Raw genomic sequence first — 25,705 nt, 5'->3', positions numbered from 1 at the left:
ACATCAAAATGGAAGATTTGCCAAATCTACATTTCCGCCAGAAATGATAATTCCGACGTTCTTATTTTTAAATTCTTCTTTATTCTTCAAAACAGCAGCAAAAGCTACTGCGCTTGATGGTTCTACAACTATTTTCATTCGTTCCCAAATGAGTTGCATGGCCTCTTTAATTTCTTGTTCCTCAACTCTGATAATTTTATTCACCAAAGCTTTAATGATTGGAAAATTCCGATCACCCAGATACGTTTTTAATCCGTCTGCAATGGTATTCGTACTTTCATTTTTTTTAATCTTTCCCGATTTTAATGAGCGATAAGCATCGTCTACTTCCATAGGTTCTGCACCTATAACTTTACAATTCGGAGCAAACTGATTAACAGCCAAAGCTGTACCTGCCAATAATCCACCACCTCCAACTGGTGCTATAATTACATCAAGATTAGGCTGCTCTTCTAACAACTCCATAGCTGCTGTAGCATTACCAAATATCACTTCATCCTGATTGGATGGATGTAGAAACGACGCTTTAGTTTCTTTTTGAATTTTATTCGCCGTAAATTCTCTAGCTTCAGCTGTCGACTCACATTCTATAATTTCACCACCATAGGTTTTAACACCATTCTTTTTAGCTTGTGGCGCATTTTCTGGCATTACGATATATGCCTTAACACCTATTTTCTTAGCTGCTAATGAAACAGCTTGAGCAAAATTACCTGAAGAATGAGTTACGACTCCGTTTTGTCTTTCTTTATCTGAAAGTGATAAAATAGCATTTGATGCACCTCTCATTTTAAAGGCTCCCATTTTCTGAAAGTTTTCGCATTTAAAAAACACTTTACAACCTGCTATATCATCTATTAATTGTGATGTTAGCACAGGTGTTCTGTGAATAAATGGTTTTATTCTTTGGTGGGTTTGTATGAGAAGTTCTTTGTTCATGATTGGTGAGATCCTGAATCAAGTTCAGGATGACAGACCTAAGTTATTTTCCTTTAAAAGTTGGTTTACGTTTTTCTACAAAAGCCGAAACGCCTTCTTCGTAATCTTCGGTTTGAGCTGCTTCTATTTGTAATTTTGACTCTAATGCTAGTTGACTTTCTAAATCATTGGTTAACGATTGATTGAAAGCTTCCTTAATTTTCCCTAAAGCTAATGTTGGCATATTAGCGAGTTTTAAGGCCAGTTTATTTACTTCCTCTTCAAAACTTTCTAAGGGCAAAACTTTGTAAATCATTCCTATTTTTTCTGCTTCATCGGCTGAAACCTTATCTCCTAACATTGCTAAAGCTGATGCTTTTTGAAAGCCTATTAATCGTGGTAAAAAGAACGTTCCTGCGCTATCAGGTATCAAACCAATTAAACTAAAGGCTTGAATGAAGCTTACTTTTTCGTGTGCCACGACGATATCACAAGCCAACGCAATATTAGCTCCTGCTCCTGCCGCTACACCATTTACAGCACCAATAACTGGTTTCTTAATGTTTCTAATTCTAGTAATTATTGGGTTGTAATGTTCCTCTAGAATTTTCTTAAATCCTGGATTTAGTTCCGGACTTGTAACTTCTTTTAAGTCTTGACCTGCACAAAACGCTTTTCCGTTTCCAGTTAAAACAATTGCTCTTACTTCTGGATTGCTTTCGCAGTCATCTAAAACTGATTGAAGTTTTAATGCCATTTCACGGTTGAAGCTGTTAAAGACTTCTGGTCTATTTAAATGAAGCCAAGCAATGTTATTCTCTATTTTCGATTGAATCGAACTCATATTTTAAGGTAATTTGAAATGTGGATTATAAATAATTCCTATGATATTTTCCCAAGGATCTTTAACCGTTGCCACCATAATATCCTCTCCTACATCATGAGGTGCTTCGTGTTCAGCAGCTCCTAAGCTGATTAACTCTTGATAAGCTTCTTGAATATTTTCTACGCCCCAATATGATAGAACATTGTCACCTTTTTGAGATTCGTCTGGCAACAATCCTAATTCGTAACCACCAATATTAAAGCCCACATAAAAGGGCTCATCAAAATACGGTTGTGTTTTAAATGCTTTGGAATACCATTCTTTAGCATCTTTTAAACTTGCAACTTTATATATTGTTGTTCGTAATCCCTTCATTTCAAACATTTAAAATAATCAAAGGGTTCTTGGCAGTCCTCACACTGAAATTGTGCTTTGCAGGCTGTAGAACCAAATTGACTTATCATTTTTGTATTTGTGCTTCCGCATTGCGGACACTTCACTAATTTTTTTCCTTCTAACAACACTGATTTATCAGACTCAGCATCTAATGGTGCTGCGATTCCGTAATCTTCCAAAGCTTTTCTACCTCTTGGTGTAATCCAATCGGTTGTCCAGGCTGGATGTAAAATCAAATCTACTTCGGCTGTATAACCTGCTTTTTGCATAGCACGTTTGATATCGTCTCCGATAACATCCATTGCAGGACAGCCGCTGTATGTTGGCGTGATTTCGATTTTCACAAGGTTGTTTTCGATAACCGCAGAACGTACAACCCCCATATCCATAATGGATAATACTGGGATTTCTGGATCTGATATAGACTCTAGAATTGAGACCAGTTTTGGATTGATATGTTGCTCTGTTGTTATCATTATTTTTCCTAAAAACAGGAATTTTCACTAAAATACTTCTCGATACAATTTGTTCATTCTTCACAAATCACTCGAAGTGACGAATGGCATCTTGAATCAAGTTCAGGATGACACATCAAGAATTTGTTACCATTCCATATTTGGATAGGTACGTTGCATGTATTGTAATTCTGCTAGCAAGTAACCCATGTGTTCAGTATGAATGCCTTGCTTTCCACCTTTTTGAAAATATTTACTTTCTGGAACGCTTAACGTTGCTTCTTCTAAAACTGCATTTACCTCTTCGTAATAAGCGTCTTTCAATTTAGTAACATCTACTCCAACACCTTCAGCAATCATAGCTTTATCAGCTTCGGTTTGATGGAATAATTCATCTGTATAGGTCCATAAATCATTTATTGCGGTTTGAATACGGCTATGACTTTCTTCGGTACCATCTCCTAATCGCTTAATCCAATCAGATGAGAAACGTTTGTGGTAACTCACTTCTTTGATGGATTTTTTTGCAATTGCAGATAAGTTTAAATCGGTACTTTTTTCTAATTCGGTCAGCATTAAAAAATGATACACATCGAATAAGAATTGTCTTGCCATTGTGTACCCAAAATCAGTATTTGGCTGTTCTACCAATAAAACATTGAAATATTCGCGTTCTTTACGAAGCATTGCAATATCATCTTCTGTTCTACCATCACCTGCAATCTTCGCCGCATATTGATAATAACTACGCACTTGCCCTAATAAATCTAGTGACATATTGGTGCAAGCGATATCCGTTTCTAAACTTGGTCCGTGACCGCAAAGTTCTCCTAATCGCTGCCCCAGAATGAGGCTATTATCTGCGATGCCAAGGATGTAGTTATATAGGTTTTTGTTTTTCATAGTGAACGTCCACGAAAGTGGATTTTTTTTAATTACTTCTCGATACAATTCCGATTTTTATCAGAATCACTCGAAGTGACGTTTACTTTATATTTACAATATCCTGAAACAAGTTCAGGATGACAAACTTTGTCATTTTACATATGCTTTACCTCGTCTGGTAAATCATAAAATGTTGGGTGACGGTATACTTTATCTTGTGCAGGCTCAAATAATTCGCCATTATGCTCTGGGTTAGATGCTGTAATATGTTTACTTTCTACAACCCAAATGCTTACGCCTTCGTTTCGTCTTGTGTAAACGTCTCTTGCATTTTCTAAAGCCATTTCTGCATCTGCTGCGTGAAGGCTTCCAAAATGACGGTGTTCTAATCCGTTTTTACTTCTTACGAAGACCTCCCAAAGTGGCCAGTTTTTTTTATTAGACATTAGATATTAGATGTTAGATGTTAGACTTTATCTGAGTACTTTTCTTATTTCTCATTTCTCGAGTCTAACCTTCTGATTATACTACTTGTTTGTTTTTTCTTTCTTGTTGTTTTTCTGCATGAGCCATCGCTGCATCACGAACCCATTCTCCACGTTCCCATGCTCCTACTCTAGCTTTCATTCGTTCTTTGTTCATTGGACCGTGACCTTTGACAACTTGCCAAAACTCATCCCAATTAATTTCACCGAAGTCATAGCTTTGACGCTCCTCATTCCATTTTAAATCTGGATCTGGAATTGTTAATCCTAAAATTTCAGCTTGTGGCACCGTTTGGTCTATAAACTGTTGACGTAACTCGTCATTAGTTTTACGTTTTAGCTTCCACTTCATGCTTTGTTCTGTATGTGTAGATTCTGCATCTGTTGGACCAAACATCATTAAACTTGGCCACCACCAACGGTTAAGCGCATCTTGAGCAAGTTCCTTTTGTTCTGGCGTACCTTCACATAACTTCAACATGATTTCATAGCCTTGACGCTGATGAAAACTTTCTTCTTTACACACACGCACCATTGCTCTAGCATAAGGTCCAAAAGAGGTGTTACAAAGCGGTACTTGATTGATAATAGCTGCACCATCTACCAACCAACCAATAGCTCCCATATCTGCCCAAGTTACTGTTGGGTAATTGAAAATAGAAGAATATTTTGCTTTACCAGAATGTAATTGTTCGTATAATTCGTCGCGAGAGATCCCTAATGTTTCACAGGCACTGTATAAATATAATCCGTGACCAGCCTCGTCTTGTACTTTAGCCAATAAGGCTACTTTGCGACGCAATGAAGGCGCACGAGTAATCCAGTTACCCTCTGGCAACATCCCAACGATTTCGGAATGCGCATGCTGACTGATTTGCCTAATATGCGTTTGGCGATATTTTTCTGGCATCCAGTCTTTAGGTTCTATTTTCTCATCACGTGCAATGCGTGCTTCAAATTCTACTTCTAGATTTTTTATTTGTTCTTCACTCATAATTTAGTATTTAGTGAATAGTTTTTAGTGTTTAGTGGATTCCGCATCAAGTGCGGAATGACAAATTATATTTACACATCGAAATCGACCACTACTTTTTTAGTAGTTGGGACCGCTTGGCAGCTTAACACATAGTTTTGCGCAACCTCATCATCCTCTAGTGCATAGTTGATTTTCATTTCAACTTCACCTTCCATAACCTGACATTTACACGTACTGCAAACGCCTCCTTTGCATGCAAATGGCAAATCTGCACCAGCTGTTAAAGCACCATCTAAAATATTATCATCGTCCTTTTGCATAGTGAAACAAAATTCCTTTCCTCCATCTATAATGATAACTTCGACTCCATCGATTTTTTGTTCAGACAGTCGTTCTACACGTTTTTTATCTTCTTCGGTTAAGCCTTTTACAAATAATTCAAAATGAATTAATTCTTTTGGTAAACCTGCTTCAGCCAGATAGTTGCTAACGTAATTCACCATATCTTCTGGACCGCACAAAAACACTTCACTAGTATCTGGAATATCAATAAATGTTTTGGTGAGCACTTTCATCTTATCATCATCAAAACGTCCATTAAATAGTTCGATGTCTCGTTTTTCTTTGGTTAAGAAATAATAAATTTCCAACCTTCCGAAATACGTGTTTCTTAACTGTTCTAACTCTTCCTTAAAGATAATGGATTTTGCTGTTTTATTCACATAGAATAATTTGCAAGTAGAATTCGGTTCTGAAGCTAAATGCGCTTTTATCATGGATAGAATAGGTGTTATACCACTTCCTGCTGCAAAAAACAGATAGTTCTTAGCATTTTCAGCATTACATTTTACACCAAAAGTCCCACTTGGAGGCATTACCTCTAACTCATCACCAATTTTTAATGTTGAATTTACGAAGGTTGAAAATTTTCCTCCTGGAATTTCTTTTACAGCAACTTTCCATTCGTTATCAAACGGACTTGAGCATAGTGAGTAAGAACGACGTACATCTTCACCGTTTATTAAAGTTTTGAGCGTTAAATGTTGGCCTTGTGAGAATTTGAAGTCTTCTTCCAACACTTTAGGAACATCAAAAGTTACTACCGAAGTGTCTTTTGTCTCCTTATAAAGGTCTTTTATTCTTAATTTATGAAAATCTGCCATTCGTTAAGAGTAATTATCTATCACTTTTATTACTATTTAGTTTCAACCCGAAAACGATTTCGAAATGCAAACTAAAAAAAAACTAACACTTGTTAGTTTGCTTGACAAATTTACAAAAATTAATCGATTTTTTTGTTAATACCGTTAATTAATACCTGACTTAACTGTTGTGAGAGTTCTTCTGGATTTAAGTCTTCTTTTTTAGGAATCCATAGATACAAAGACCGCAAGGTTGATAACATTGAAAAGAGAATTATCTCTACATTATCATTTATTATTTCTTCACTATGAACACCTTGAACAATAATATTCCTAAACTCATCCTCATAATTAGAACGCAACTGAAGATAATACTCTAATTTCTCTTCGAGATGCATCCAATCGTTGTTAAGAGACGCCATACCATAGGTGTTTTGAGAGGTTATATTAACATGCAACTTAACAATGTCTTTGAGCTTATCTATATTTGATTTGTTAGATTTTTGGATATCCTGTAAGCCTTGAGTAAATTCTTCTGCCAATGAGATAATTATCTCTTTTAAGATTTGCTGCTTAGAGTTGATATGGTTATAAAGACTCGCTGCTTTTATACCCATAGCAGATGCCAGATCGCGCATTGTTACCGCACTATAGCCTTTTTCTTTAAAAAGCTTTGCAGCCACTCTGATAATTTCTTCCTTTCTAGTTTCTATGCTATTCTTCAAAACTTTATATCCATTGATTTTAAAGCATCTACTGACTCAACTGGTGTTTCGTTGTACTTTAGTTTCCAACCTAAAGAATTGGTAAGAATAAAGAATTTAGAAAGCTCGCTAAGTAATCTGTTTTGCGCATTAGACTTTAAATCTGAAGCCTCAATCTTCTTCATTAATTGTTGTCTTACCGTTTTTTTAATGTCGTTATAATCTTTGGCCTCAAAAGGATTGAGGTAATCTGCCTGAATATCATAGTATTCAAAATCTGGACTTATTTTTATTTCTTCCTCTGGAATACTTAATATTTGAAGCGTTTTTGTGGTTTCGTCTACATTATATTGAAGTTTAGACAAATCGTAAGATACAGCTACGTCTGCATTTACCACAACCAATGCTTTCTTTTCTGCTTCAAATAAGTCCCCAAAAATAAGCTTCGAATTTTCATAAGAAAACACCTCGCTAAAATGACCTTCGGTCACCACGAGCTTACTAACATTTTTTAGTTGTTCTTGGATTAAGGCTGAGTTTTCTTTTAAAATTATTTGCTCTTCCTTTTTGTCACCACAATATTTGAAGGTAAAAAGTACTATTAAAGTTATTATTACACCGAATAAGATTTTTCGCATATGCTAATTTAAAGAATAATCAGTTCATTCTGCTTTTTATGGTTAGAATTACTCAATAAATAAAAAAACACTAGTTTCCTTCTCTTGTGAAGGCCTAACTAATGTTTCAGCAATGATTAATAGCATTACAAAAATAAACTGCTTTTTATTATATCAGATTACCAAATTCTTATCTATGTATTAATTGTTTATTATGTACGTTACCTACAACGATTTTTTAAAACTTATATCGAAACCATAAGCTTTTCAACTTAAAAAAACACCATACAGCCTAAGAATATTAATAACCGAAGACTAGAATCTATCTTTACTACAAGTATTTAGACAAATACCTATTGTTTCCCCAAAAACAACCTACATAAAATGACAAGACTATTAACCATGCTCCTCTTGTTTTTGACATCAGTTATTCATAGTCAAAAATCAACCTTATTAAAAAACATTAATTATAGGGCTAACGAACTGCACCACAGCTTAAACAAGACTGGTGACACTTTAATTTTAAAAGGTGAACGCACTATTGATAAAGTTGAAATTTTTAATACCGATTTCCAAAAAGCATATATAGTAAACAGTCTTGATACAAAAATACCTTTAACCGATATTCCGGTTGGTAGATTTGTTACTGAAGTAAAAGTGAACGATAAGTTAATTATAATAACACTTTTAAGACATGAGAATATTGAAGGTGAAACTGAAACTATTAAAATAACCGAAACAGAAGCCAACGAACAAAACAGCATTTTTAGTCAATCAACCTATCAAAATAAGTCTGAAGGCAAATCAATCTCAAATCATAAAACTGAAGAAGTATTGAACGAACCCTTAACAAAACCTGTGAGGTTTTATTGGATAGTAAAATACATCAACAAGGGCCACAGTTCTAGCAAAAAAATGCGTATAGGAGACAAACAAGTTGTTGATGAAATGATTGCTCAGCACAAAATAGACCTACAATCTAAAACCGGAAAGCATAACAAACTAACAATATGGGAAGTTTATGACACCGCAAAATTCTTACGTTTCAAAAGACGAAATCCTGATTATGCTACCATAAAGGAATCCGATTGCTTTAATACTAACCCTTTTTACAAATCTGACGAAGGCAGTTAAATTTTGACCGCTATTTTTTTAGTTCTAATTTTTCAGCAAAATAATCACAGAAATCTCTCATAGTAGCTGTCATTTTCTCATCTTGAGTAGCGCGCAGAAACGTATCGCTCATAGTAACCAAAGTCTGATGGAAAAACTGTTTCATTTCATCAACTGGCATATCTTTAGTCCACAAATCTATTTTTAAAGTTTCTTGTGCATTACTATCCCAAACAGACAACATAATAGCTTTGGCTTCTTCATTTTTCACTCCTCCATCTTGGGCGGACCAATTCAATTTTTCTGGCACTCGATTTTCGTCGAGTTCTACGTTTAATTCTATTTTAGAGGTTATGGTTTTAGACATTATTTCTTTGGTTTAAATTTTGCTTTGTTAAAAATTTCTTCGGGTTCTTGTTCTAAAATGCTTAACACATTTTCATTTGTAGTGTTGGCATAGGCTCTCACAATTTGCCAACCTATATACTGCCCTAATCGTCCAGGAGATTCGTTATCTAATTCTAGATAAAACTTAGAATAAGGAGCCTCTGCTATAAAACGACTTGGCAATTTATTATCTGTGCTAAAGAGCAGTTCTTTTTCAATAAAATAACTCCAGATTTGGCTCTCATTGGCTTCTGCCCATTTTAATTCTTGCTCTGTATAACCAATCTTTTCTGCATCAGATTTAAAAGGAATCATAACATCCTTAAAATAGAGTAACTTTCCATAATAAATCATTTCATCCAGAAGTGTTCTTCTGTTAGATTGATAAGTATATTTCTTCGCATAAGCTTCTGAAACTTCTGGTATAATTTGATCCTTCTGCATATTCTTAGCCAAATACCTTGGTATATTTTGATAAAACTCATGGTCTTCACCTAGAAAATTATCTAATGCAATAAGCAATAGAGAATCTGTAACAATGGTTTTGTTTCTATAATCCACATCATTTGTTAAAGTCACCACTCTTGGCACATCAAAAGTTTTATCATAATATTTTAGATGCTGAAACAATTTTTTGAAATCCTCTTTTACTTCTTTAAAATCAGGATACACCTTACCTACCTCCTTTAGCAATTGATCTTGTAGCGTATCGTTGATTCTATCAATCCAAACTGAATCTGGTACATGCTTAGAAAACAAAAACGGATAAGCCTGTTTTAATTTTGGCAAGTCAGCAGGTTTTGCTTCTGCATAGGCTTTATCAAAACGCTCAACTACAAAGTCTACTTCAATTTTTGAAATTTCTTCTTCAGCTTTAGAGTCCTCATTACAAGACACAAAAACCAAACTCAACATTAACAAAACGAAAATTCTTAATGACATTTTACGAAACATTTTTAATCCTAACACGTTTCCTTTATTTTTGTTGTGCAAAGGTACGTTTCTTTGTTTTAAATTGTAAACATTATGCAAACAGAAAAGGTTGTAAATCATATTGTAAATTGGTTAAAAGACTATGCCACAAACGCTAAAATGGAAGGGTTTGTTATTGGAGTTTCAGGAGGAATAGACTCTGCTGTAACATCTACACTTTGCGCCATGACAGGTCTAGATTTACTTTGTTTAGAAATGCCAATTCACCAAGCTCAGTCTCAAGTAAGCAGAGCGCTTAACCACATTAACTGGTTAAAAGAAAAACACCCTAATGTAAGCATGACACAGGTTAACTTGACTCCTGTTTTTGATCAGCTTTTGGAAGAACTTCCAAGTGTACAAGATGAAGAAAGTCGATTTATGTCTCTAGCAAATACAAGAGCACGATTAAGAATGTCGACGTTATATTATTTTGCAGCTTTAAAAAAGTATCTAGTTGCAGGCACAGGAAATAAGGTCGAAGATTTTGGTGTAGGTTTTTTCACTAAATACGGAGATGGAGGCGTTGATCTTAGCCCTATAGCAGATTTGCTAAAGAGTGAAGTTTATGAAATAGCACGTTATTTAGACGTTAATCAAGAAATCATCGATGCAGCTCCCACAGATGGTCTTTGGGGAGACGACAGAACAGATGAAGACCAAATTGGTGCTACTTATCCAGAATTAGAATGGGCTATGAAGATGAAAGACGAAGGAAAAACCGCTGACGACTTTACAGGAAGACAAAGGGAAGTTTTTAACATTTTTACAAGTTACAACACTAGAAATCAGCATAAAATGATACCAATCCCTATTTGTGAAATCCCTAAAAATTTAAGATAATTTTTACACTTTATCGAATAAATTGCTTATTCTGCTTATTTTTTGATTACCTTTACTAAGCAAATCTCCACGAGAATCTTGACTTAGTATTATTGTTATAACAACTGATTAACCCTAACCAAACCAAAATCAATTGTCATGATACGTATTTTGATTGTTGACAATCACCCTATCGTAAGAACAGGCTTAGAATTGTTCTTAAACAGTAAACCCGATTTAAAAGTTGTAGGTAAACTAAGTAGCGGTATAGAAATTTTTGAATTTGTAAGACGTCATGAAGTTGATGTTATTATATCTGAAATTGACTTGCCTGAACTTAATGGCATTACAGCTCTTAGAGCTATTAAAAAAGAAAATAAATCGGTTAATGTATTGATGTTTAGCCATCAACCTGAAGAAATCTATGCCATTAGTACGCTCAAAGCCGGAGCCTCTGGTTACTTAAACAAAACTGCCGATGTAGAAGCCATAGAAGCTGCTGTTAGAAAAATACATGGTGGTGAAGTGTCTCTGAGTGAAAAAATGGATAAACATTTACGTTACGAAGATACTCGTAAGAGTAAAAGCAGAATGTTTAAAAAGCTATCTACTAGAGAGGTTGAGGTTTTAAAACTTTTATCAATAGGTCGTAAAAACAAGGAAATTGCGGAAGAGCTTGATATTAATGAAAAAACAGTAAGCACTTACAAAGCCAGACTTTTTAAAAAGCTTAATGTGAATAATATTGTAGATTTAATTCATCAGGCAAAGCATCATAACTTAACATAATTAGCCGCCAATAACTTTACCAAGTTTACGAGACAAAAGCATTTTAAGACCTAGATAATCTTTTACGTCTTCCATTACCGAACGCGTATCTACGTTTTCTCTTAAGGTTTCGTTTTTATATTCCGCTACTTTTTGGTCTATAAGATAACAGCGCAAACTCAAGATTGTTTGGCTTACCAACTGGGAAATCGAATGTTCCTTTTCTTTTGGTATAATATGATTTCGTTGCCAATCGTGTAGGTTGTATTTTTCATCCTCCATTAAAATACTAGTAACTTCGGTAGCAGATTCTTGGTCTAATTGATTGATAAAATTTTTGGTTGAAAAATTTTCATCTTGGTTTAATCTATCGATGATAGAATAATACAACGCTTTAAACTTTTCATTAGAAAACATCATTTCGTCTTCTTGAAGGTCTAAATATATTTTTTCAAACACACGTGCCTCATGGATAGCTGGCTCTAAAATTAAATCGCCAGACACCTCATCTTCCTTTAAGATTAGGTCTTCAAACTGCTCGGTTCTATCTCCATAAAGCATTAAGATTTCAATAATCTTTCGTTCTAATTCATACTGAACATCAATCTTTGGTTTCTTTTGCTGTTCACTCTTTACAACATCAAAAGCTCTCTGTTCTTGTTTGTGTTGCTTATTTGCCTCTTGAAACTCTTTCTTATTGATTTGCGCCAATGTACTAAACAATACATTTTCGCTAATATCCATGATAGAGGCACATTCTCTAATATAAATTTCGCGCTTAATAGCATCAGGAATTTTAGCAATGCTATTAACAATATCTCTTATGGTTTCCGCTTTTTTAATAGGATCGTTGTTCGCTTCTTTAACTAAAAGTGATGCTTTAAACTGAATAAAATCCTTAGCATTTTCATTGAGATATTCGGTAAGCTCTTCTAAGGTATTAGACTTTGCAAAACTGTCTGGATCTTCTCCATCTGGAAAGGTGCAGACCTTCACATTCATACCTTGTTCCAAAATTAAATCTATACCGCGAATAGAGGCTCTTATACCTGCCGCATCACCATCAAAAAGCACTGTAATATTATTAGTAAGCCTATTAATGAGTCGAATTTGCTCAGAGGTTAATGCTGTACCAGAAGAAGACACTACATTTTTTACACCAGTTTGGTAAAACTGAATAACATCTGTATAGCCTTCTACCAAAAAGCAATTGTCTTCTTTTGCTATGGTTTTCTTAGCAAAAAACAAACCATAAAGCACCTTACTTTTATGATAAATATCGCTCTCTGGTGAATTGAGATACTTTGCTGCTTTTTTATCGTTGGTTAAAATCCTGCCACCAAAACCAAGCACTCTCCCACTCATACTATGAATAGGGAACATAACGCGACCTTTAAACCTATCGAAACGTCTTTCGTCCTTAACAATGGTGAGTCCTGTTTTTTCTAAGAACTCTAGTTTGTAACCTTTACCCAAAGCATCGTTCGTAAAGGCTTGCCACTCATCTAGCGAGTAACCAAGTTGAAACTTTTTAATGGTATCTTCGGTAAAACCACGTTCTTTAAAATAACTTTTACCAATGGCTTGCCCTTGGTCTGTTTTTTGTAATACTTTTTGAAAATACTCATTAGCATACTCACTTACCAAATACAAACTTTCTTTGGCATTGGCTTGTTCCTTTTCCTCGTCTGTACGCTCAGTTTCCTCAATCTCTATATTGTACTTTTTAGCTAAGTAACGTATAGCCTCTGGATAGGTAAAATGCTCATGCTCCATTAAAAAGGTAATGGCATTCCCACCCTTGCCTGTTGAAAAATCTTTCCAGATTTGCTTTACAGGAGATACCATAAAACTTGGCGTACGCTCTTCACTAAACGGACTGAGCCCTTTAAAGTTGCTACCAGCTTTTTTTAGCTGCACAAAATCGCCAATGACCTCCTCTACGCGAGCAGTTTCAAAAACTTGTGATATGGTGTTTTGTGAAATCATACAACTTCCTGTCTTTCGACACTGCTCAAGATAAACTTCAGCAAGAATCTCTTTAATTTTTTAAATTTATAAATGCCATACTGCAAAAAAACACTTCGACAAGGCTTCGACAGGCTCAGCCTGACAGCTATGTGTGACACGCAGGAATGACAAGTGTGTAAAATTAAGATAATCTATTTGTTTTAGAAATTTGTGTTGAAAAGTTATTTGATAGATTTTGATGAAGCGAAGCAAAAACTTCTCTTATCCCGAGAATGAGACAGGATAATGATTATATTTATTGATGTGTAACAAGTTACCTAAAATATAAAAGGACTCCTTGTGAACCTTAAAATTGATATAATAAATATGATTTGGAATAACATATCAGGCGAAAAGCTTATGGAGTTTTGCTACAGAAATATAAGTTCGTATCAAAACAATTATAGCCTTTTGAATAACAATTTTATAAATAGAATTAAAATTAAAAACATAAGGAAAAAATCGGACTTAATTACTACATCGATTATAAATTACTTCTCCTTAAATACGGAAATAGAATTAGAGAATTTGTACTTGACCTTAAAAGAAAATAAAGCAGATTTTTGGGACAAATTATTTTTCCATTGTGTCGTGTTGGCTACAACAGAGGTTTTATTAGAACCTAGCGAATTTAATACTAATAAATCTACAACACGTGCTATATCAATTTTCACAAAAGAACTTAAAGATTTTGGAAAATATAATGACGCTGAATTAGTCACTTTGAAATTTGACCTAATTAAAGAAAAAATAAAAATGAATTTAATATCAATACCAAATCTATTTGAACAGTAAAATACTTTAGGTAATAACATGTATAGCTTATTACGGCTGAAATTCTTGTAAAAGTTAAATTAAAAAACAATAAGAAAAAACCCTAATCCATTTCTAGATTAGGGCTTTTAAAAACTCAAAAATTGATTGATGAAAAATTGTTTTTAATCCATATCAAATCTTAAACCTACTGATATGTTATTTTGGTCAAATGTTTGATCTTTAAAAAGTGGATTAAGATCATACTTTACATAAAGGGCTGTATCTCCCCAAGCCAAATAACCACTTAATCCATACACAAACTCATTAACTTCAAAACCACCACGTTGTTTATCTTTTATACGGTTACCGTCTTCTTTATATTTTAGCTTTTGCATGCTACCAATGTTAAGACCTGCGTAACCTCCTAGACCTATTTTAAATTTATTTCGTGTAGAGTACCTAAAATAATCTTCTTTTTCAATCTTTTTAGATGGTCCAAATTCTAGATGTACAGGAAACACCAAGTTTGTGGTTCTAAACTTTGCTTTGTTTAACTCTACCGGAAATTCTTGTAACGTTACATCACCATCTGTATTAACAAAGTATTGGTTGTCTTTAATATCAAACTTATTCCACTGAAATGAGAAACCGTACTTTAATCTCCAGAAATTTGTATTGTCAAAAATTCTTGTTTTCCAGGCATAACCCAACTCTATAAAACCAGAACCACCTAACTTATATGGAGAATCGTTGAAATCTTGACCTTCTATTATGGCATTGTTGAACCCAATTGCAAACACTATATCGCTTGTAGTACGTCTGTCGTATTTACGCGGTTTATGTACTCTATTTTTCTTTCCAAAGTAAATGAATTCGTCCCCAAAGTCATCATTGTCACCTCCAATTCTAAAAATAAAAGACTCATCATCATCTACAGAGTACACCGAATCATTTCTTTTTAAGAGTTCAATTTTGTTATCTACAATTGCTAATCTATTTTCAATATTTGCAGCTCTCTTTTCTGCGGCTTCTTTCTTTAATTCTTCGGCTTCTGCTGCAGTAATTTGTTTGGCATCTAAGCGCTCATTAATAGATTCTATTTCTTGCTTTAAGAATTCTCTTTCTTCTTTTTCAATCTTAGTTTTAAGAGTTTCAAGAGCCTCAATTTTGTAGTCTACTGAAGTCTTTTTTAAGCTGTCTACTGCTTTTTCTTGTGCGTGAGTTGTAGCAAAGGTTACCGATATAATGGCATATACTACTAATCGTGTAATTGTGTTCATAACTGTTCGTTTTTTGATGATTTATAATTGTTTAATTTGATTCTAATTTTTCCTCAAGATACTTAGTCATTGCGCTGAGCTACTGCTGTTTTCACAGTTTGGTATCCATCTTTAAGCACTTCGTAAACTTTGGTCCTAAAGGATTGTCCCATTTCGTCTTCTACATCTTCTAATAAGGACTTTGCGTCTACAGTTCTACTTGCTTCTTTTTGTAATTTGTCTTTAAAAAGTTCTTTGTTTGCTACTTTTAAAAGCGAGTCAACTTCTCTGTCTGTAACTGTTGTCTTTTCTGTATTTAAATCTTTTATAGCTTGTTCAACCACAGCCTTATCTATAGTAGCTTTTTCAATGATTGCTTTCTGTTCGTTTTTAGTATTACTAATGTCTTTAGTATTGATTTCATCTACTCTTTGGTCAACTGCTAACTGTGTGTTTTTATCACTCTTAGTAACCGATTTATAGTTAATGATTTCTGGCTTGTTTTTGTTGTCTTCTTTTTCAGAACTGCTTTCTGCTTCATTATTTTCTGATGCTAATTCAATGGACTTAGTATCAATTACTGGAGATTTTTCAACTTTGTTTGTGTCTTCTTTAGCGTCTTGTTCTACAACTTGTGGCATGATGTCTTCAGTATTATTAGTTCCTAAAGTTTGCATCACAATGGTTAATGTAATTATAACTGCTGCAGCAATTCCCATCCACCAAAACCACGGATTTTTAGATTTCTTTTCGTCAGCATCTAGACGCTCAGACAGTTTTGCCCAACTCTCTGCCGACGGTTGCAAGCTGCGTTTTTCTAGCTTGTCTTTTAGTTGTTCTTCAAATTTAATTGGTGCCATAACTGCTGTTGTTTAGTTCTTTTATTTTTGTTTGAAGCATTTGTCTGGCTTTAAACAATTGCGACTTTGATGTACCTTCTGAAATATTCAATAATTCTGCTATTTCGTAATGTTTGTAGCCTTCTATAGCGTACATTACAAACACCATTTTGTAGCCTTCTGGCAAACCATCTATTAACTGCTGAATCTGAGCAACCTCAATATTGGTATTAATATTATTGGTATAATCTTGCTCTAAATAATCATCTTCGGTTGCAAACTCAATATGCTTTTGCTGTCTTAAAAAAGAAATCGCCTCTCTTATCATAATACGTCTTACCCAACCTTCAAAACTACCTTCATTTTTAAACGTCTTTATATATTTAAAGACTTTAAAAAAACCGTTCAACATTGCCTCTTCAGCCTTATGCACATCCTTAATGTAGTATCTACATACACTTAACATTTTTGGAGCGTGCAACTCATACAGCACATGTTGTGCTTCGCGATTGTTTTTCGCGGCTCTTTGTATAAGCTTTGTTTCGTTTTTATGAAGCTGAATAACTTTCATATTGCTGGTTACGGTTGCTCTTCTATTTGTATAGACGCAAATATCTTGCTAATGGTTGTCTGGAAAGTAAACTATTTTTTAAAACAATTTCAACCTATTGATTTTTAGGGTTTTAAAAATTATTTTTTTCTATCAATTACATAGTTAACCATAAGCTCTAATGAAGCTTTATAGGGAGATTCAGGATAATTACTAAGTAGTTTTAAGGCTTCTTGCTGAAAGTCTTTCATTTTTGAAATAGCGTAATCTAATCCACCATTAGATTTTACAAACGCAATAACTTCTTTAACGCGGATTTTATCCTTGTTGTGGTTTTTTACAGAATTGATTAACCAGGATTTTTCTTTTTTTGTGCAGTTGTTAAGAACATGAATTAAAGGCAAGGTCATTTTCTGTTCTTTAATATCTATACCTGTTGGTTTACCAATTTTTTCTTCGCCATAATCAAACAAATCATCTTTTATTTGAAATGCCATACCAATAAGTTCCCCAAACTTACGCATCGTTTCCACTTCATCTGAGTTGGGTTTTACTGATGCTGCTCCCAAACTACAGCATGCCGCAATTAAGGTTGCTGTTTTCTGGCGAATAATGTCGTAATACACATCTTCGGTAATATCAAGTTGTCTGGCTTTTTCAATCTGCAACAATTCACCTTCACTCATTTCGCGCACTGCTACAGATATAATCTTTAACAAATCAAAGTCATTGTTATCTATTGAAAGCAACAATCCTTTCGAAAGCAAATAATCGCCAATTAAAACTGCTATTTTATTTTTCCAAAGTGCATTTATTGAAAAGAAACCTCTACGCCTGTTGCTATCATCTACAACATCATCGTGTACTAAGGTTGCGGTATGAATCAATTCTATAACCGAAGCTCCTCTGTAGGTGCGTTCACTAACCTCACCGTTATTCAACATCTTAGCAACCAAAAATACAAACATAGGTCGCATTTGTTTGCCTTTGCGATTAACTATATAATGTGTAATTCTGTTAAGTAAAGCCACCTTACTTGCCATAGACAGCTGAAACTTCTGTTCAAAAAGCTCCATCTCGTATGCAATTGGTTGCTTAATTTGTTCGGTTATCTTCATAAACGCATATAAAACTTTGCAAAATTACAAATAAAGCCTCTTTTTATCGCTAAAAATTGAATAATGTAAATTTAACATGGTAGCTACGCAAATATTTGTAACTTTAGACAATTAATCTAAAAACAAACTTTATGAAAAAAATTACTCTATTAATTTTAACACTTTGCTTTAGTGCCATTAGTCATGCTCAATTCCCAGAGAGTTTTGATGGAAGCGCTTCTATTCCTGCAGGATGGGCTATTTTCCCAGGAGCCAACGGTTTGGGAACAGTTCAATCTTGGCAAATAAATGATACTGATAATTATGCTTTTGTAATTTGGGAAGCTGTAGCAGCAGGTCAAACCGCTGAGGATTGGATTGTAACTCCACAAGTAGCTATTACTAGCTCTAATAATCTTCTTACTTTTGATATGACTGACTTTAACGCACCTGATTATGGATCAGAAGTTACTGTTAGAGTGTCTACTGACGCTAGTCAAACTAACATAGCAGGTTTCACAGATATACTTCTAACAATAGATGAATTAGATACAAATGGTGGTGCTTTTCAACCATGGAATGTTGATTTATCTGCCTACGTAGGGAGCAGCATATATGTTGCATTTGTTATGGAAGGTAATGATGGAGATGCATGGGGATTAGATAATGTTGATTTTACGGCATTACCTTCATGCTTTGATCCAAACTCTTTTGTTTTAGGTCCTAATGGAATTACGACAACAAGTGTAGATATTGCTTGGACTGATCCTAATGGTGGTGGAACTGTATTTGACATAGAATATGGAGTAGCAGGTTTCTTACCAGGATTAGGAACAATGGTTAATGACCTTGCAGCTACTAGTTATGAATTTACTAGTTTAGCACCTGATACAGACTATGAATTTTATATTACTGCAAACTGTTCTGGTGGCAATGGAGATAGTAACCAAGTTGGTCCAATTGGTTTTACAACAGCTTATGATTGCTCAACATATGGCTTACCATACTCAGAAGATTTTGCTAATCAAAATGCTTTCACTTCTTGTTATTCTATAGAAGATGCAAATGCCGACACTACTTCTTGGGGATACAATAATGGTAATGATTTTGACGGAGATACTGTAAATGACCCTGTTGCTCTTATTTTCCCACCAGATCCAACTGTTGCTAAAGACGATTGGTTATTCTTACCTATGGCTATTAACGGTGTAGCAAATGCAGACTATGATGTAACAGTAGTATACAATGTTTTTAATAACCCAGTAACTGGTAGCGAATCATTTGATATTGTAGTGTTAGACAGTCCTTCTTCTGCAGCTACAACTCAGACAGTAGTTGGCACTTACAGCGGTATTACCCAAGCTGGTGCTGGTGTTGCAGATCTTTTACCTAATGCTTACACAAGTACTGCAACTTATACTCCTACCGCTGATGGTACTTTTTACATAGGTATCCACGCAACTACACCTCAAGCTACAAGTGCAATTCTTACTCTTTTTAGTATTGATGTAAATGAAACTTTAGGTCTTAATGATTTTGAAAGTAATGATTTCACTTATTCTTATAGTAAAGATTTAGAAACTCTAACTTTAGAATCTTCTAATTTACAAATGACTAGTATTGAGATTTATTCAATCTTAGGTCAAAATGTGATTTCTAAGCCTTTATCTAGCACTAGAGAGGTTATTAATATCGCATCATTAAACGATGGTGTATACTTAGCTAAAGTATACGCAGATGGAGGTTCTAAAACTATTAAGTTTGTAAAAAACTAAAAGGCATATAAAACTTCACAAAAAAGCGGCATTAGCCGCTTTTTTTTATGCTTTATTTTTTATTTGCTAATTGACCACAAGCAGCATCAATGTCCTTGCCTCTGCTTCGTCTTACGGTTACTGTAATATTATTAGCTTCTAAAATATTAACATACATATCTAAAGCCTTAGAATCTGCTTGTTGAAACTCACCATCATCAATAGGGTTGTATTCAATAAGATTAACTTTACTAGGTGCAAACTTGCAGAATTCTACTAAGGCATCTACATCTTTTCGTTTATCATTTATTCCTTTCCACACCACGTATTCGTAAGTAATTCTGTTTTTTGTTTTTGAATACCAATACTCAAGTGCCTCTCTTAAATCCTTTAAAGGAAATGTTGCATTAAAAGGCATTATAGATGTTCTTACTTCATCTATAGCAGAATGTAGTGAGACAGCTAATTTAAATTTCACATTTTCATCAGCCATTTTCTTTATCATTTTTGGCACACCAGATGTTGATACCACAATTCGCTTTGGAGACATTCCTAAACCTTCAGGTGATGTGATTTTATCAATAGCCTTGAGCACATTATTATAATTCATAAGCGGCTCTCCCATTCCCATAAAAACAATATTACTCAGTGGCTTTCCATGATACAATCTACTTTCATTATCTATAGCAACAACTTGATCATAAATCTCATCTGGATTAAGATTACGCATACGTTTTAACCTTGCAGTAGCACAAAACTTACAATCTAAACTACACCCAACCTGAGAAGACACACAAGCTGTTGTTCGTGTAGAAGTTGGTATTAATACAGATTCTACAATTAAATCATCATGAAGTCTTACGGCATTTTTTATAGTTCCGTCAGAACTGCGCTGCATCTGATCTACCTGTATGTGATTAATCACAAAGTTGTCTTCTAGCATTTGGCGCGTTTGCAAAGATATGTTGGTCATATCTTCAAAACTATGAGCCGATTTTTGCCACAACCACTCGTATACCTGGTTTCCTCTAAACGCTTTATCTCCTTGATTTACAAAAAAATCTCTGAGTTGATCTTTAGTTAAGGCTCTTATGTCTTTCTTTTTCACATCCATATTGTACAAAAATAGTCATTTGCAACTTCACTCTTTTTTTTAAAACAAAAAACCTCTACTCTTTATTAAATACGAGTAGAGGTTTAAAATTATTTTAAGATCCTTTATTAGATGATTAACATAGCATCACCATAAGAGTAGAATCTATATTTTTCTTTTACAGCTTCCTCATAAGCACGCTTAACGAAATCATGTCCTGCAAATGCAGAAATCATCATTAATAATGTTGATTTTGGTGTATGGAAATTAGTAATCATACAATTAGCGATACTAAAATCGTAAGGAGGGAAAATAAATTTATTTGTCCAACCTTCATAAGGATTTAACTTACCATTAGAAGACACAGAACTTTCTATGGTCCGCATAGATGTTGTACCTACAGCGCAAACACGTTTTTTATTCTCTATTCCTTTGTTAACTGTATCTGCTGCTTTTTGGCTAATTAAAATTTCCTCGCTATCCATTTTGTGCTTAGAAAGATCCTCTACCTCAACAGGGTTGAATGTACCTAAGCCAACATGAAGCGTAACCTCAGCCATCTCAACACCCTTAATTTCTAAACGCTTTAATAAATGCTTAGAAAAGTGTAAACCAGCAGTTGGTGCAGCTACTGCTCCTTCACTTTTGGCATATATAGTTTGATAACGCTCTTCGTCTTCTGGCTCTACACCTCTTTTAATATATTTTGGGAGTGGTGTTTCTCCTAACTCTGTTAATTTTCTTCTAAAGTCATTATACGAGCCATCATATAAGAAACGTAAAGTACGTCCTCTAGATGTAGTATTATCTATAACCTCTGCCACTAAAGTTTCATCATCACCAAAGTACAGTTTGTTACCAATTCTAATTTTACGAGCAGGATCTACTAAAACATCCCAAAGACGTTGGTCTTGATTTAATTCTCTAAGTAAGAAAACCTCAATACGAGCACCAGTTTTTTCTTTGTTACCATACAATCTGGCAGGAAAAACCTTAGTATTATTCATTATCATCACATCACCTTCATCAAAATAATCGATAATATCTTTAAAAAGTTTGTGTTCGATAGTTTGATTAGCTCTGTCTAAAACCATTAACCTAGATTCATCTCTATGTTCTGCAGGATGTTCGGCTAATAATTCGTCTGGAAGGTCAAAATTAAAATTTGATAATTTCATTTGTGAATGTTTATTGATTTCTAAAGTCAAATGGAATCTTTGTTGTTTAAATAATGATTTGTATTATGTTAAATCATTATTTAAACAAGTCGATTTCAATTGTGAATGTTTATTTTTTTGAAGTTGCAAATATACAATCTCAAAACAGGCCTTGTCAAGTAATTGGCGACTTATTTTATTTTGAAGCCTATTGCACTTAAGTCATCCCAAAATTTTGGGTAAGATTTACTCACTACTTCTGCATCATTAATTTGCAATGTTGTTTTTAATCCTAATGGTGCAAATGCCATTGCCATTCTATGGTCGTTATACGTATCTATTGACACGCCTTCTGTGATGCTATTAGATTTACTTAGACGCAAAGACTCATTGGTAATTGCCACTTCTGCACCTAATTTTTCTAGCTCTGTTTTTAGTGCTACCAATCTATCGGTCTCCTTAATTTTTAAGGTATGTAAACCCGTTAAGTAACATTCTAAGCCTAGCCCGAATGCCGTAACCGCAATAGTCTGTGCTATATCTGGAGCGTTTGCTAAATCTAAATTGATTAGAGATTGACGATTGATTATTGATGATTTTTTAAGTCTTATAGTGTTGGTTTCAAATATTGTGGAAACACCAAACTGCTTATATATTTCAGCCAACACAGCATCTCCTTGAAGCGAATCTTCTTTATATGATGATAGTATTACTTCTGTATCAGGTTCACTTAATGCTACAATGCTGTAAAAATACGAAGCAGAAGACCAATCAGACTCAACCACCAACGTTTGCGATTCTACTTTAGTCGTTTTTGGTTTTACCGTAATGATATTATCTTTAAATACTGTCTCTACTCCTATTTCATTTAATAAGTGTAAAGTCATTTTTATATAGGGAACAGAAGTTATTTTTCCTTCGAGTGTAAGCTCTAATCCGTTTTCTAATTTTGATGCAATAAGCAATAATGCTGAAATGTACTGACTACTTACATTTGCTTTTAGCCTAACTTTTGAATTGGTTATTTTTTTTCCTTTGATTTTAAGTGGTGGAAAACCTTCATTTTCTACGTATTGAATATCTGCTCCTAATTGTTTAAGAGCTTCAACAAGAATACCTATTGGTCGTTCTTTCATTCGAGTAGAACCGGTTAATGTTATCTGTCTACCTTCTTGAATAGAAAAATATGCCGTCAAAAAGCGCATGGCTGTACCTGCATGATGAATATCAATTACCTCATCTTCTGAGGACAGTGCTTTTTGCATTAATACAGAATCGTCTGAGTTTGAAAGATTCTCTATAGAAATATTAGGATAAAGTGCCTGCAACAACAATAAACGGTTAGACTCACTTTTAGACCCTGTGATTGTAATTGATGATTGGCGATTGGCGATTAATGATTTTAGAATTTGAATATTCATGTAACTTTCCTTCTCAAGCAGAAACAAAACTACTTCAATTTTTCATTATTATGGTGCCTATCGTGGTCCCGTTTTGCCTTTTTATCCATTTTCTTGTCAAAAGAAGCTTGTAAGTCTATACCTGTTTGATTCGCTAAACATAATACTACAAAAACGACATCAGCTAATTCTTCACCAAGATCCTTATCCTTATCACTTTCTTTTTCGCTTTGTTCTCCGTAACGTCTAGCAATAATGCGAGCTACTTCACCAACCTCTTCAGTAAGCTGCGCCATATTAGTAAGCTCATTAAAGTATCTTACTCCATGCTCTTTAATCCAATCATCTACTTCTTGTTGTGCATTTTTAATGTTCATTACTCAGCTTTTGTTAATACTATTTGTTCTTTCTGTTTATTAATCATTTGGTTAAAAAACTCTTTTAAATATACGTAAGTTTCTGGTCCCATCAATGCTTTATTCAGCTCTAATGAGGCAGAGAGTTGTATTTTATTTCCTAAGATTTTAGGTGAAAACTGAAACGTTCCTAAATCTTCAGGTAGTTTTAAGATCATAGGTTCTGGGCTAGATTCAACTACATAATTTTCAGGAATAGTTATATTAACCATATAGCGCTCTTTCATAGGATACCCAAAATCTATTGGAAACTCTCTCTTATCTAGCTTAAATGGGTTTTCTGTAGACTTTAGAAACAACATAGGTATGATGTATATTTTATCATCGATAATATCTGCACCAGATTCTTTATAGAAATCATAGGATTCTGAAACATAACCTTCATGTGTGTCTGCATTTTGAGCCTTATAGTTTGAGATTTCTATATTCTCTAATGATTCTTCTTTATTGGTGAGATAGGCATCCATATCTTCATTCTTATAGTTTTTTCTGAAGCTGTAAGCCTTATGATTTGTATATCTAGACATTAGATTTCCTTCTAAAACTCCTTCTTCATTCACAGAGGCATTAATCATATACTGCGATATACCTGGTTCTGGCTTTTTTATGGCCACTTTTTTCCATACCATATTATTGTTATCTATAAAAACACCTTGCCAATTGTAATCTTTTAACGGTAAAACATTAATGTCGCTAAACTCGTCCGTAGCATCTAAAAAATATTGTTCTTCACCTATAACAGCGTAAGCCAAAACATAATTTAATCTGTCTACGGTTGGAAAAAAGGGAATCGAATTTTCTTTTGTACTTATAACTAACGGGTTTGCATTAATACCAGCATATCTTAGCATTCCTACTAGTGTTAGGTTAATATCTGCAACATTTCCTTTTTTCTCTTTTAAGGTTTTTCTTATACCATTGTAAAAGTACTTTCCATCTATACCATTCCATTGGATATTATCCTTTACGTATTTAAAAATGGATTTCATTTTATCCATTTCGGTTTGGTTCTCTGATATTAACGCATCTAAAGCATCATCAAAAGAATTGGTTTTATCTAATTCGTTTTTATAATCATCATCACTACCAATATTTTCTGCTACATCTCCCCAAGTTTGAGCATAATATCTATTTATAGTTGGTGTTACTATAGATATTAATTCAAATAACACACCTGCTCTATAATTATGTATGTTATCTACAAACATTTCGTCTTTTAGCGCAGGTACATCTGTTAAAGTGTAACTTAGCACATCCATAGTTCTATCTAATACAGGCGATCTTTTTCTAGTATGTTTTGGAAAAAAGCTAATACTTCCTTTAGCCTTTGTCCTAAAGTTATAACCATCTGGCGTCTGCACTTCAGCATTTATAAGCTTAATTGGAATATCGTATTGCAATTTTACCTCATCTATTGACAGGGTAAAAGGAGATGTAATTTTATAGGTTATATCTATTACCGAGCCTTCTTTTATATTTGGCATGGTAAACTTAACTTGCTTGTAGTTATAGCTATAATCACTTTCAAAAACCTGATTTTTGTCTAATTTGGTTTCTGTAATTTTATTGTTTTCCAAATTATAGGTATAGGCTTTTATTTTGCTTATTCTTTCTTTGCTTGATCTTGTTTTGAATAAATTTACGGCTACTGTTGCCTTATCAAATCCTTCTTTATTATAGATTTTAATCCTTTCGTGGATTTCTGTAACTAACTCTACTGACGAGGCATTAGCGCCATAGTATGTTCTTCTTTCTTTATATAGTATTACCGCATTTGCTGAAGAATCTTTATCATAAAATTTTTCGGATAATTCCTCTTTAGATACTTCCCCAAACTCTATCTCTTGGGAAAATGAGAATTGCACAAAACTTAAGACAAATAATAGAATGTTAATGTTTTTTACCATG

At 34.0% G+C, this 25,705-nt stretch carries 27 protein-coding genes; 5 read left to right on the top strand and 22 right to left on the bottom strand.

The window, feature by feature from the left end; all coding sequences use genetic code 11:
• Window positions 1–3 precede the first annotated feature (3 nt).
• The 10 genes from MST30_RS08320 to MST30_RS08275 form a co-directional block, all read right to left on the bottom strand.
• The gene (locus tag MST30_RS08320) at window positions 4–939 is read right to left on the bottom strand and encodes a pyridoxal-phosphate dependent enzyme (RefSeq protein WP_243470959.1); all 936 of its coding nucleotides are present in this window, start codon (window positions 937–939) and stop codon (window positions 4–6) included.
• 43 nt (window positions 940–982) lie between these two features.
• Window positions 983–1,762: an enoyl-CoA hydratase-related protein gene (locus MST30_RS08315; protein ID WP_243470958.1), complete on the bottom strand. Its 780-nt coding sequence runs from the start codon at window positions 1,760–1,762 to the stop codon at window positions 983–985.
• A gap of 3 nt (window positions 1,763–1,765) precedes the next feature.
• On the bottom strand, window positions 1,766–2,119 hold the full coding sequence (locus MST30_RS08310) for a VOC family protein (RefSeq protein ID WP_243470957.1): 354 nt from the start codon (window positions 2,117–2,119) through the stop codon (window positions 1,766–1,768).
• Window positions 2,116–2,616, bottom strand: a complete 501-nt coding sequence (gene paaD, locus MST30_RS08305; RefSeq protein WP_243470956.1) for a 1,2-phenylacetyl-CoA epoxidase subunit PaaD — start codon at window positions 2,614–2,616, stop codon at window positions 2,116–2,118. The genes MST30_RS08310 and paaD overlap by 4 nt, the downstream gene beginning before the upstream one ends.
• Before the next feature lie 126 nt (window positions 2,617–2,742).
• A complete protein-coding gene (paaC, locus tag MST30_RS08300; protein WP_262914446.1) occupies window positions 2,743–3,531 on the bottom strand; it encodes a 1,2-phenylacetyl-CoA epoxidase subunit PaaC in 789 nt (262 codons plus the stop codon).
• A 104-nt stretch (window positions 3,532–3,635) separates the two neighbouring features.
• Entirely contained in the window at window positions 3,636–3,926 is a 291-nt protein-coding gene (gene paaB / locus MST30_RS08295; protein ID WP_036118616.1) for a 1,2-phenylacetyl-CoA epoxidase subunit PaaB, read from the bottom strand.
• A 76-nt stretch (window positions 3,927–4,002) separates the two neighbouring features.
• The gene (gene paaA, locus MST30_RS08290) at window positions 4,003–4,959 is read right to left on the bottom strand and encodes a 1,2-phenylacetyl-CoA epoxidase subunit PaaA (RefSeq protein WP_243470954.1); all 957 of its coding nucleotides are present in this window, start codon (window positions 4,957–4,959) and stop codon (window positions 4,003–4,005) included.
• A 71-nt stretch (window positions 4,960–5,030) separates the two neighbouring features.
• Window positions 5,031–6,104: a 2Fe-2S iron-sulfur cluster-binding protein gene (locus tag MST30_RS08285; protein ID WP_243470953.1), complete on the bottom strand. Its 1,074-nt coding sequence runs from the start codon at window positions 6,102–6,104 to the stop codon at window positions 5,031–5,033.
• A gap of 119 nt (window positions 6,105–6,223) precedes the next feature.
• Complete coding sequence (locus MST30_RS08280; RefSeq protein WP_243470952.1) at window positions 6,224–6,808, bottom strand: TetR/AcrR family transcriptional regulator; 585 nt, start codon at window positions 6,806–6,808, stop codon at window positions 6,224–6,226.
• A complete protein-coding gene (locus tag MST30_RS08275) occupies window positions 6,805–7,425 on the bottom strand; it encodes a DUF4230 domain-containing protein (protein ID WP_243470951.1) in 621 nt (206 codons plus the stop codon). The genes MST30_RS08280 and MST30_RS08275 overlap by 4 nt, the downstream gene beginning before the upstream one ends.
• Before the next feature lie 363 nt (window positions 7,426–7,788).
• Here MST30_RS08275 and MST30_RS08270 point away from each other — a divergent pair, with 363 nt between their 5' ends.
• The gene (locus MST30_RS08270; protein WP_243470950.1) at window positions 7,789–8,538 is read left to right on the top strand and encodes a hypothetical protein; all 750 of its coding nucleotides are present in this window, start codon (window positions 7,789–7,791) and stop codon (window positions 8,536–8,538) included.
• A 10-nt stretch (window positions 8,539–8,548) separates the two neighbouring features.
• On the opposite strand, the gene gldC is transcribed toward MST30_RS08270, so the two are convergent.
• Together gldC and gldB are read right to left on the bottom strand one after the other, a co-directional pair.
• Window positions 8,549–8,884: a gliding motility protein GldC gene (gldC, locus tag MST30_RS08265; RefSeq protein ID WP_243470949.1), complete on the bottom strand. Its 336-nt coding sequence runs from the start codon at window positions 8,882–8,884 to the stop codon at window positions 8,549–8,551.
• Window positions 8,884–9,846 (bottom strand): gliding motility lipoprotein GldB, encoded by a 963-nt coding sequence (gene gldB / locus MST30_RS08260; RefSeq protein WP_243470948.1) that lies wholly within the window; start codon window positions 9,844–9,846, stop codon window positions 8,884–8,886. Before gldB ends, gldC begins: the two co-directional genes overlap by 1 nt.
• An 84-nt stretch (window positions 9,847–9,930) precedes the next feature.
• Between gldB and nadE the strand changes: the two genes are divergently transcribed.
• Together nadE and MST30_RS08250 are read left to right on the top strand one after the other, a co-directional pair.
• Window positions 9,931–10,719: an NAD(+) synthase gene (gene nadE / locus MST30_RS08255; protein WP_243470947.1), complete on the top strand. Its 789-nt coding sequence runs from the start codon at window positions 9,931–9,933 to the stop codon at window positions 10,717–10,719.
• 138 nt (window positions 10,720–10,857) lie between these two features.
• A complete protein-coding gene (locus MST30_RS08250; RefSeq protein ID WP_243470946.1) occupies window positions 10,858–11,487 on the top strand; it encodes a response regulator in 630 nt (209 codons plus the stop codon).
• Here MST30_RS08250 and dnaG read toward each other — a convergent pair whose 3' ends face one another.
• A complete protein-coding gene (dnaG, locus tag MST30_RS08245; protein WP_243470945.1) occupies window positions 11,488–13,455 on the bottom strand; it encodes a DNA primase in 1,968 nt (655 codons plus the stop codon). It lies immediately after the preceding gene.
• Between the two features lie 321 nt (window positions 13,456–13,776).
• Here dnaG and MST30_RS08240 point away from each other — a divergent pair, with 321 nt between their 5' ends.
• Window positions 13,777–14,271, top strand: coding sequence for a hypothetical protein (locus MST30_RS08240; protein ID WP_243470944.1), 495 nt, complete (start codon window positions 13,777–13,779; stop codon window positions 14,269–14,271).
• A gap of 143 nt (window positions 14,272–14,414) precedes the next feature.
• Here MST30_RS08240 and MST30_RS08235 read toward each other — a convergent pair whose 3' ends face one another.
• From MST30_RS08235 to MST30_RS08220, 4 genes are all read right to left on the bottom strand, one after another.
• The gene (locus MST30_RS08235) at window positions 14,415–15,512 is read right to left on the bottom strand and encodes a hypothetical protein (RefSeq protein WP_243470943.1); all 1,098 of its coding nucleotides are present in this window, start codon (window positions 15,510–15,512) and stop codon (window positions 14,415–14,417) included.
• Window positions 15,513–15,574: 62 nt separating this feature from the next.
• Window positions 15,575–16,351 (bottom strand): hypothetical protein, encoded by a 777-nt coding sequence (locus MST30_RS08230; protein ID WP_243470942.1) that lies wholly within the window; start codon window positions 16,349–16,351, stop codon window positions 15,575–15,577.
• Window positions 16,338–16,901: an RNA polymerase sigma factor gene (locus tag MST30_RS08225; protein ID WP_243470941.1), complete on the bottom strand. Its 564-nt coding sequence runs from the start codon at window positions 16,899–16,901 to the stop codon at window positions 16,338–16,340. Before MST30_RS08225 ends, MST30_RS08230 begins: the two co-directional genes overlap by 14 nt.
• 119 nt (window positions 16,902–17,020) lie before the next feature.
• Entirely contained in the window at window positions 17,021–17,998 is a 978-nt protein-coding gene (locus tag MST30_RS08220) for a polyprenyl synthetase family protein (protein ID WP_243470940.1), read from the bottom strand.
• A 131-nt stretch (window positions 17,999–18,129) separates the two neighbouring features.
• On the opposite strand from MST30_RS08220, the gene MST30_RS08215 reads away from it, so the two are divergent.
• Window positions 18,130–19,752: a T9SS-dependent choice-of-anchor J family protein gene (locus tag MST30_RS08215; RefSeq protein WP_243470939.1), complete on the top strand. Its 1,623-nt coding sequence runs from the start codon at window positions 18,130–18,132 to the stop codon at window positions 19,750–19,752.
• 52 nt (window positions 19,753–19,804) lie between these two features.
• Here the strand turns inward: MST30_RS08215 and rlmN are convergent, their stop codons facing one another.
• The 5 genes from rlmN to MST30_RS08190 all read right to left on the bottom strand — a co-directional run bounded on the left by rlmN (window position 19,805) and on the right by MST30_RS08190 (window position 25,704).
• Complete coding sequence (rlmN, locus tag MST30_RS08210; RefSeq protein WP_243470938.1) at window positions 19,805–20,845, bottom strand: dual-specificity RNA methyltransferase RlmN; 1,041 nt, start codon at window positions 20,843–20,845, stop codon at window positions 19,805–19,807.
• 107 nt (window positions 20,846–20,952) lie between these two features.
• Window positions 20,953–22,002 (bottom strand): tRNA preQ1(34) S-adenosylmethionine ribosyltransferase-isomerase QueA, encoded by a 1,050-nt coding sequence (queA, locus tag MST30_RS08205; RefSeq protein WP_243470937.1) that lies wholly within the window; start codon window positions 22,000–22,002, stop codon window positions 20,953–20,955.
• Between the two features lie 170 nt (window positions 22,003–22,172).
• Entirely contained in the window at window positions 22,173–23,402 is a 1,230-nt protein-coding gene (locus MST30_RS08200) for a 3-phosphoshikimate 1-carboxyvinyltransferase (protein WP_243470936.1), read from the bottom strand.
• Window positions 23,403–23,431: 29 nt separating this feature from the next.
• Window positions 23,432–23,758, bottom strand: a complete 327-nt coding sequence (locus tag MST30_RS08195) for a nucleotide pyrophosphohydrolase (protein ID WP_243470935.1) — start codon at window positions 23,756–23,758, stop codon at window positions 23,432–23,434.
• Window positions 23,758–25,704, bottom strand: a complete 1,947-nt coding sequence (locus MST30_RS08190) for a DUF3858 domain-containing protein (RefSeq protein ID WP_243470934.1) — start codon at window positions 25,702–25,704, stop codon at window positions 23,758–23,760. The genes MST30_RS08195 and MST30_RS08190 overlap by 1 nt, the downstream gene beginning before the upstream one ends.
• Between the last annotated feature and the right edge of the window lies 1 nt (window position 25,705).

Origin of the sequence: Winogradskyella sp. MH6 (assembly GCF_022810765.1) — a bacterium.
GTDB lineage: Bacteria > Bacteroidota > Bacteroidia > Flavobacteriales > Flavobacteriaceae > Winogradskyella.
Note: the sequence above shows the minus strand (reverse complement) of the source record. Positions and strands in the feature narration are given on the sequence as shown.

Coding starts and splice junctions, on each gene's coding strand:
- MST30_RS08320 (WP_243470959.1), bottom strand. CDS start 939: ATGAACAAAGAACTTCTCATACAAACCCACCAAAGAATAAAACCATTT.
- MST30_RS08315 (WP_243470958.1), bottom strand. CDS start 1,762: ATGAGTTCGATTCAATCGAAAATAGAGAATAACATTGCTTGGCTTCAT.
- MST30_RS08310 (WP_243470957.1), bottom strand. CDS start 2,119: ATGAAGGGATTACGAACAACAATATATAAAGTTGCAAGTTTAAAAGAT.
- paaD (WP_243470956.1), bottom strand. CDS start 2,616: ATGATAACAACAGAGCAACATATCAATCCAAAACTGGTCTCAATTCTA.
- paaB (WP_036118616.1), bottom strand. CDS start 3,926: ATGTCTAATAAAAAAAACTGGCCACTTTGGGAGGTCTTCGTAAGAAGT.
- paaA (WP_243470954.1), bottom strand. CDS start 4,959: ATGAGTGAAGAACAAATAAAAAATCTAGAAGTAGAATTTGAAGCACGC.
- MST30_RS08285 (WP_243470953.1), bottom strand. CDS start 6,104: ATGGCAGATTTTCATAAATTAAGAATAAAAGACCTTTATAAGGAGACA.
- MST30_RS08275 (WP_243470951.1), bottom strand. CDS start 7,425: ATGCGAAAAATCTTATTCGGTGTAATAATAACTTTAATAGTACTTTTT.
- MST30_RS08270 (WP_243470950.1), top strand. CDS start 7,789: ATGACAAGACTATTAACCATGCTCCTCTTGTTTTTGACATCAGTTATT.
- gldC (WP_243470949.1), bottom strand. CDS start 8,884: ATGTCTAAAACCATAACCTCTAAAATAGAATTAAACGTAGAACTCGAC.
- gldB (WP_243470948.1), bottom strand. CDS start 9,846: ATGTCATTAAGAATTTTCGTTTTGTTAATGTTGAGTTTGGTTTTTGTG.
- nadE (WP_243470947.1), top strand. CDS start 9,931: ATGCAAACAGAAAAGGTTGTAAATCATATTGTAAATTGGTTAAAAGAC.
- MST30_RS08250 (WP_243470946.1), top strand. CDS start 10,858: ATGATACGTATTTTGATTGTTGACAATCACCCTATCGTAAGAACAGGC.
- dnaG (WP_243470945.1), bottom strand. CDS start 13,455: ATGATTTCACAAAACACCATATCACAAGTTTTTGAAACTGCTCGCGTA.
- MST30_RS08235 (WP_243470943.1), bottom strand. CDS start 15,512: ATGAACACAATTACACGATTAGTAGTATATGCCATTATATCGGTAACC.
- MST30_RS08230 (WP_243470942.1), bottom strand. CDS start 16,351: ATGGCACCAATTAAATTTGAAGAACAACTAAAAGACAAGCTAGAAAAA.
- MST30_RS08225 (WP_243470941.1), bottom strand. CDS start 16,901: ATGAAAGTTATTCAGCTTCATAAAAACGAAACAAAGCTTATACAAAGA.
- MST30_RS08220 (WP_243470940.1), bottom strand. CDS start 17,998: ATGAAGATAACCGAACAAATTAAGCAACCAATTGCATACGAGATGGAG.
- MST30_RS08215 (WP_243470939.1), top strand. CDS start 18,130: ATGAAAAAAATTACTCTATTAATTTTAACACTTTGCTTTAGTGCCATT.
- rlmN (WP_243470938.1), bottom strand. CDS start 20,845: ATGGATGTGAAAAAGAAAGACATAAGAGCCTTAACTAAAGATCAACTC.
- queA (WP_243470937.1), bottom strand. CDS start 22,002: ATGAAATTATCAAATTTTAATTTTGACCTTCCAGACGAATTATTAGCC.
- MST30_RS08200 (WP_243470936.1), bottom strand. CDS start 23,402: ATGAATATTCAAATTCTAAAATCATTAATCGCCAATCGCCAATCATCA.
- MST30_RS08195 (WP_243470935.1), bottom strand. CDS start 23,758: ATGAACATTAAAAATGCACAACAAGAAGTAGATGATTGGATTAAAGAG.
- MST30_RS08190 (WP_243470934.1), bottom strand. CDS start 25,704: ATGGTAAAAAACATTAACATTCTATTATTTGTCTTAAGTTTTGTGCAA.